Below are 7,080 nucleotides of genomic sequence, written 5' to 3' on the forward strand. Positions count from 1 at the left end.
AAGATCAAGCTGATGAAACGTCGGGGATACGGATACCGAAATATCCAGCGTTTTGCACTGCGGGTTCGGCTGGAAACAGCTAACATACTTTCATGACAGGTGCAAGTACATCTTTTGGTGATGAACCCACAAAAGTTCATTTCCCTTTTAGTCTCCACGCCTTCTATTGGTCAAAACAAATGCCGAGAAGATCTCGGCAGCCATCATCTTATGAAACTTTCGCAAATCCAACCATACCAGATTCTTTATGCCCTGGAACCGTACAATAAAATCGAAACACACCGCGTTCGATTGGTATGAACGTCACCTCGGCTGTTTTCCCCGGCAAGGAATGAACATGAACGTCCGCATTTTCTGCATGGTTTCCATGGTCATTCTGCTGTAACAAAATCTTCATATTTTCGAATTCGATATCGTGTTCCATTTGACCGCTATTTTTCAGAATTAAGGTAACAGGCTGTCCTACAGTCAGTTGCAAACTCTCAGGAAAGTAATAAAATTCAGTCGCTTCAACCACTACCTTTTTCCCCTTTGTTTCGATGCTTAACGGAGATGCAGTTTGGTTGTGGCCATCCATAAAATGGTTCATAGGCGGATTCGTTATCGGAAGATTAGAAGATCGAGAAAATTCATTGTATAAATGGTTATACAAATAGAAAAACAACGGAAGGACGATTGCTAACCATAGCGGATTATGGAATAGTTTATTGATCAAAAACACACGGTTAAACCCCGTTTCTTGTTGAAGCATGTATAGAACAATACAAGCCATTCCAACAAATAGAACAAGCATGATGTGAACCGTAGAATCCCGATATTCAGGCGCAATCATTTCTCCTAACATCGCTCCCATCATGCCGCCCATGACTCCTGATAAAACACCGTCGATGATGGCCATGATGCTAATCGGCATCCCGGCTAAAAATCCAGCTAAAAACCCGAAAGCCATTCCTAAAATGGTTGACAAAAAGAGATTGCCGTTGTAAGAAATCCCAGCCAGCAGGCCGCCTGTCAGCCCAGCCAACATTCCTAACGCCATCGCCGCCATCATTCCAGCCATGCATGTGATTTTCTTCCTTTTGATAAAGATGAAAGCAATCACAATGAAAGACAAAACCGCCGCGATCCCCCCAGTGAATAACATCGGCAACGGATGATCCCTCCTGCAAATGTTTATTTGTACACATATATGTGTGCAAATAACAGGTTAGTCCATGTCAGTGAACATCCCGGCTGAGCTTGAACGAAAACAGAGAGCGTGTCATCCGATTACAGCTTTTTGTATTTACACCTGCATGTATTCTGTTCATAAAACGACTATCCACACATGCCGCAGCATATGATGAAATTGTGATACCTTCTCTAAAGGGGGAAGATGGAATGCATGGTTACTTGCCAGGAAATCCTCAAACGCTTATTATCACGCCCAATGTAAAAGATGCGCCATTTCGGGTTCTCAAAAACGGGGTAAAACAATTTCACTTGCGGGCGGAACCGGTCGTGCATGAGTTGGTAAACGGAATTAAAATCCGCGGGTATGGATACAACGGAAGTATTCCCGGGCCGACGATTCTTGTCAATCAAGGGGACTATGTTCAAATTACAGTCGAAAACCGTTTGCCAGAAGCGACATCCGTCCATTGGCACGGATTAATTGTTTCCAACCGAATGGACGGCGTACCCGGCCCTGGGGGCAGCCCAATTATCCAACCGGGAGAAAGTTTTACGTATGAATTTCGCATCCAACAGTCAGGAACATTTATGTACCACAGCCATGTCCATGATGCAAAACAAGAGTTAATGGGATTAGCAGGCATGCTTATTTCGCGCGGCATATACGAAGAACCTGTGGACCGCGATTATGCTCTGTTGCTTCAAGAGTGGGCTGTGCAGATGGAGATGCATCAGCAAACTAGCAGCCATCCAATGAATGATCATCCTTCCAAACAATCGGCTTCAAATATATATGACATCGATCCAATGTCAATGATGTTTAATTTTTTCACAATTAACGGCAAAGCCTATCCTGATACCGCTCCTTTATTTGTCCGATATGGCGAACGCGTCCGTATTCGCCTTGGCAATGTAAGTATGGATTCTCATCCGATGCATTTTCACGGGCATGATTTTATTGTCACCGCGGTTGACGGAAATCCGATTCCTATGATGGCAAGATTAAAACGAAACACGATTAATGTAGCGCCAGGAGAAACATGGAACATCGAATTTTTGGCCAACAACCCGGGAAATTGGGTCTTTCACTGTCATAAACCTCACCATACAACGAACGCACATGCAATGGGGGGAATGGGCGGCATGCTTACGGTGATTCGCTACGCCAAATAAACGGTCATTCAAGAAAAACGGCACTGCCGCCGTTTTTCTCCGCTCTATTTTTGACGCCCAGTTTAATTACTAAAATCTTCCGGAAGCCTGGTGATTTAGTACAAAATACTGCTATCTCCATCTGTTTCTCAATTAGATAAAACTTGTGGAATCAGCCTTCTTTTTTTGGCACAATGCCGTTGATTTGCTCGTGACAGCTGTTTTTCACCGGCCTTCTAGATATGAAAACAAATGCTGAAGTTCTCAGCAAGGATCAACGAATAAAAGATAAACCACGGTGATTCACCTATACGCGAATCACAAGATAATCTCCATTTTTCATTTGAACAACATCCGCTTTCATCGCTTTTGCAATATCTATCGTCATCGCTTTTTGCTCCTCCTCACTTTCCGCCCATAAAGCCAGCGCCTTCCCACCTAAAATCCTGTTTTGTCTTCGTGTAATGATTGCTAGTATTTCATAAGGAGGCTTTTCTGATGCTTCTCTCCCCATTTTTCTTACTCCTTTCCTACCCAGTTTGTTTTCATGACAGCATGGCTTTTTCGCAAACTTTCAAGCAATGGAGTTTGTCTGACAGCCGCAATAAATTTGTCAATATCTCTTATAATTGGTACGAGTACAATCACAATTCTCCCTTTTTCATAATCCTTTCGCGTAAAATGGTACCGCTTGATCCCAACCGCTCTCGTTGCTTCAAACAAGGCCGCTTGCCGCTGTCCGTAGTTATCCAACGCAATGCGAAAATGCTCTTCCCGCGGATAAATGACAACGGCCATTCCCTCAGTCTGAAACAATCGTTGGGCATTTTCTGTGCCAAGAAGGTTAGAAATATAAATGCCGTCGACAAATAACTCAGAACCGTTAATTTCGATTTTTCCTTCTTTAACATCCGCAATATCGGCTATCGTTTTTCCTTTTGAAAACCGCTTTAAAACAAAAAGAACAACGCTTCCCACGCTGACTCCAAACACCATATCCGCCCATAATGCCCCCGGCAGCAGCTGCATCGTTAATGCGGTGGAAAAGGAAACGATTAAGGCTAGGTAATTTCTCGCCTCAAACGTTTTTGCAATCCCGTCAAATAAGCATTTCCGCGATAAGTATATTCAGTATTCTCAAGGTCCTTTAAGCTGTACCTTTCCATTTTTCGAACATCACAAAATTGTTGAATGGCTAATACAAGAAACGTCACAGCGACAAAATTTTTTGTCATTAATGCTGGAAGAGCAACCGCGCCTAAGGAAGAAGCAACAAAACCTGTTACAAGATGAATGAAATAACCATTCGGATAGCTCGGATATTGTCGGAAATCTTCCTTAATCGTCAACAAACGGGCTAAAGTCCCTAACACAACGGCTGTCGCGATCATGGCAATATGTTCGGCGGAAATCAACTCTTCATTCATATGCCTACCCCTTCAAGAAATGCTGGATATATTCAGAATTTCATGATACAGCTTCACACATTTTTCTATAATGAGTATGCTTCGTTCGCCGTCATGTCGGTGATGGGGATGATCGTCTTTTCGTCCCGAATCAATTGTCCTTTTTCAAACGAAAACCGCCTAAGCTTTGATATCATCATTCAGTGTAGGCATTCTTCTCAAATGTTAAACATTTGATTTTGCCCACTACTCCAAAGGTGCAATATGTCCTCAAAACAAAGAGTACACACATTCTAAAAAATAAGATACAGTACTAACGCCAAAAAAGGGGCTGACCCAAAATGCGAGTGCGTTTTGGATCAACCCTTTGTTTCGCACAATCTATGAAGGCAAGAAGTCCGTCGCCATTAGCGCCCGACCCATTCGATAAACCGCCCGATCACTTGATCCAAAAATTCCACCGTCGCAGCATCAACGAGATTTCCCGCTTCGTCGAATTTTTGGCTTGCAACATTCACCAGCACCTCGTTCCCGGCCGGCGGCAACACTTTCGCAGCCAGCCCCGGGCTTTGCAAGATTTGGCGCAAATGAAGCTGGGCTCGGATTGTTCCCATCATCCCTGTCGATACTCCGACAATCATCACGGGTTTATTGACCAACACTTTGTCCACACGCGACAGCCAATCTAGCGCGTTTTTCAGCACGCCGGGAACGGACCAATTGTACTCCGGTGTCACGATCAAAACCCCGTCCGCATCCGCCACTTGCCGCTTGAATGCCGCCACGACTTCGGGCGGATCGAGTTCATCGTCTTGATTGTAATGCGGCAGAGCGCCGATATCGGCAATGTCCAATTGGAATTTGTCTTTGTACCGTTCTCGCATAAACTCCGCTAATTTCCGGTTATATGAGTCTTTTCGCAAGCTTCCGACAAGAGCCACAATGTTCATCATTTTCGTCCTCCTTCAAATGGGGTTGATGGTCAATTTCCCCCGCAGCGCAAGGCGAGCGCGCATTCCCTTACTATTTTGCCATTCGATTCCATCAGCTGCCTTTTGCTTCAAATTCCCCTTGCGGTCATTCCCATTATAACTCTTCCCCGTTCGTCGCGATGACGTTTTGATACCAATCAAACGACTTTTTCTTTCTCCGCTCGAGCGTGCCGCTGCCGTCATCGTGTTTATCGACGTAAATCAACCCGTACCGTTTTGAAAACTCGCCGGTCGAGGCGCTCACGAGGTCAATGCAGCCCCATACGAGATAGCCAATCAATTCGACGCCATCGGCGATCGCTTCACGCGCTGCTTCGATATGACGGCGCAAATAGTCAATGCGGTAATCGTCGTGAATCGAGCCGTCTTCTTCCACTTTGTCATGCGCCCCAAGCCCGTTTTCCACAATAAAAAGCGGTACGCGATACCGATCGTACAACCGGTTTAAAATGATGCGCAGCCCTATAGGGTCGATCTCCCAGCCCCAGTCGCTCGCTTTAAGGAACGGGTTTTTCACCCCATCAAATACGCTGCCGGGGATGAGCTCATCATCCATCTTGTCTTTTTTCTGGGTGACGGACATATAGTAGCTTAAACCGATATAGTCGACCGTATGCTTCTTGATCAGTTCCAAATCCCCGTCGCGAATATCGAGTTTCACCCCACGCTCGTCGAACACGCGTTTCATAAAGGATGGATACTCGCCGCGCACTTGAACGTCGGCGCAAAAGAAATTCAACAGCCGCTCCTCTTCAAGTGCATGCATGACGTTTTCTGGATTGCAGTCGTACGGGTACACGGGGGCGGCGAGAATCATGCAGCCGATTTTTGCGTCCGGAATGATCTCGCAGCACGCCTTCACCGCCAGGCTGCTGGCGACAAATTGATGATGGAACGCTTGAAACAACTCTTGATATTTCGTCTCTTCGCTTTCCGGCACAAATCCCATGCTCATGAGCGGAAAATGGAGCGCACCGTTTATTTCGTTAAACGTCAGCCAATATTTCACTTTATCTTTATAACGCTGGAAAATCACCTTGGCGTAACGTTCAAACAACGTTACCAGTTCGCGGCTCCGCCAGCCACCGTATTCTTTGGCCAAATGGAGCGGCATTTCATAATGGGAAATCGTCACCACCGGCTCAATCCCGTATTTATGTAACTCATCGAACACCCGATCATAGAAGGCAAGCCCTTCTTCATTTGGCTCAAGCTCGATGCCGTTCGGGAAGATGCGCGTCCAGGCGATCGATAGGCGGAACGCTTTAAATCCCATCTCAGCAAACAGGGCTATATCCTCTTTATACCGGTGGTAAAAGTCGATCGCTTCATGGTTCGGGTATGTGTACTTCTCCTTATCAATGGCAAACTGCAACCCTTTTTCCCTAAGCAGTTGTTGCCTCATCTTTCCTCCCGGAAGCACATCGGCAATGCTTACCCCTTTGTTTCCTTCGCCAAATCCTCCTTCGATCTGGTTGGCCGCCGTCGCTCCTCCCCATAAAAAGTTGGTGGGAAACGCCTCGTTCGTTGTAACCACTAGTCAGTCCCTCCTGTGCAAGTATGCCTCCCCACTAGCTTACCACAAACGCCGCTCCGCCTACACCGACGAATGCTTCGTTCCGCTGTTTCTTCTCCCCCATAAAAAACCATCCTTACAATCGGATGGTTTTTGACATATTCGAGCAGCTCGTACGGTTTGATTTTATGTTTGATCAGCCCGGAAAGCAGCGTGCCGACGCCGATGCTTAAGGTGTCTTTATTGGTGTATAAAAATCCGGTTCCTAATATGCCTTTTGTTGCATCGCCGAGCAGCTCGATCGTGCATCCTTGCTCCGGATCAAGGTTGAAACGTTCTTCGATCACTTTTTTATCGAGCTTGACAATGTCCATCACTGCGAGCACGACTTCATCCGGCCGCCATTCGCGGTGAAACCCGAGCTGTTTCGCCAAAAGCGAGTTCACGCCGTCCGCCAGCACGACGACATCGGCATACGCCTCGCCGTCCGGGCGGTCGGTGCGGACACCGACGACGCGGCCTTTTTCAACGATGCATTCGAGTGCCACCGTTTCACAAACGAGCAACGCCCCTTGTTCGACTGCTTTCTCGGCAAACCATTGGTCAAACTTCGCCCGCAAAACGGTAAAGTTGTTGTACGGCTCGCAAATGATCCTCGAATGCCATCAAAAGGTCAATGGGATCTATGGATACTACCGCGTGAAGGCATGGATCAAACGAAATTATGGGAAGACCGTGAATCATAAGCGAGTGTACCGACTGATGAAAGAGTTGGGGGTTCAGGCCAAAATCCGTCGAAAAAAGCCGAAGTATAAAGCGGGAAAGGAGAATATCGTAGCGT

General features: G+C 46.4%; 6 protein-coding genes and 2 pseudogenes. 2 read left to right on the forward strand and 6 right to left on the reverse strand.

The window, feature by feature from the left end:
- Positions 1-208: 208 nt before the first annotated feature.
- On the reverse strand, positions 209-1,144 hold the full coding sequence (locus ETC02_RS15820) for a cupredoxin domain-containing protein (RefSeq protein WP_033024877.1): 936 nt from the start codon (positions 1,142-1,144) through the stop codon (positions 209-211).
- 236 nt (positions 1,145-1,380) lie between these two features.
- On the opposite strand from ETC02_RS15820, the gene ETC02_RS15825 reads away from it, so the two are divergent.
- Positions 1,381-2,346 carry a multicopper oxidase family protein gene (locus tag ETC02_RS15825; protein ID WP_033009917.1) on the forward strand — a complete coding sequence of 322 codons (966 nt, stop codon included), beginning with the start codon at positions 1,381-1,383 and terminating at the stop codon, positions 2,344-2,346.
- A gap of 286 nt (positions 2,347-2,632) precedes the next feature.
- On the opposite strand, the gene ETC02_RS15830 is transcribed toward ETC02_RS15825, so the two are convergent.
- From ETC02_RS15830 to ETC02_RS15850, 5 genes and pseudogenes are all read right to left on the reverse strand, one after another.
- Entirely contained in the window at positions 2,633-2,839 is a 207-nt protein-coding gene (locus ETC02_RS15830) for a capping complex subunit for YIEGIA (protein WP_033009915.1), read from the reverse strand.
- Positions 2,840-2,844: 5 nt separating this feature from the next.
- Positions 2,845-3,752, reverse strand: a pseudogene (locus ETC02_RS18450) (YIEGIA domain-containing protein).
- Between the two features lie 386 nt (positions 3,753-4,138).
- A complete protein-coding gene (locus ETC02_RS15840; RefSeq protein WP_020278731.1) occupies positions 4,139-4,681 on the reverse strand; it encodes an NADPH-dependent FMN reductase in 543 nt (180 codons plus the stop codon).
- Between the two features lie 136 nt (positions 4,682-4,817).
- Positions 4,818-6,260, reverse strand: coding sequence for a glycoside hydrolase family 1 protein (locus tag ETC02_RS15845; RefSeq protein WP_050368392.1), 1,443 nt, complete (start codon positions 6,258-6,260; stop codon positions 4,818-4,820).
- Between the two features lie 92 nt (positions 6,261-6,352).
- Positions 6,353-6,883: pseudogene (locus ETC02_RS15850) on the reverse strand (FAD-dependent oxidoreductase); the annotation flags it as partial.
- Positions 6,884-6,887: 4 nt separating this feature from the next.
- Here ETC02_RS15850 and ETC02_RS18455 point away from each other — a divergent pair.
- The coding region (locus ETC02_RS18455; RefSeq protein WP_253264189.1) for a helix-turn-helix domain-containing protein at positions 6,888-7,080 on the forward strand (193 nt) is incomplete at its 3' end.

The sequence above is a fragment of the Geobacillus sp. DSP4a genome, from assembly GCF_013096875.1.
Taxonomy (GTDB): Bacteria; Bacillota; Bacilli; order Bacillales; family Anoxybacillaceae; genus Geobacillus; species Geobacillus thermophilus.

Coding starts and splice junctions, on each gene's coding strand:
- ETC02_RS15820 (WP_033024877.1), bottom strand. CDS start 1,144: ATGTTATTCACTGGGGGGATCGCGGCGGTTTTGTCTTTCATTGTGATT.
- ETC02_RS15825 (WP_033009917.1), top strand. CDS start 1,381: ATGCATGGTTACTTGCCAGGAAATCCTCAAACGCTTATTATCACGCCC.
- ETC02_RS15830 (WP_033009915.1), bottom strand. CDS start 2,839: ATGGGGAGAGAAGCATCAGAAAAGCCTCCTTATGAAATACTAGCAATC.
- ETC02_RS15840 (WP_020278731.1), bottom strand. CDS start 4,681: ATGAACATTGTGGCTCTTGTCGGAAGCTTGCGAAAAGACTCATATAAC.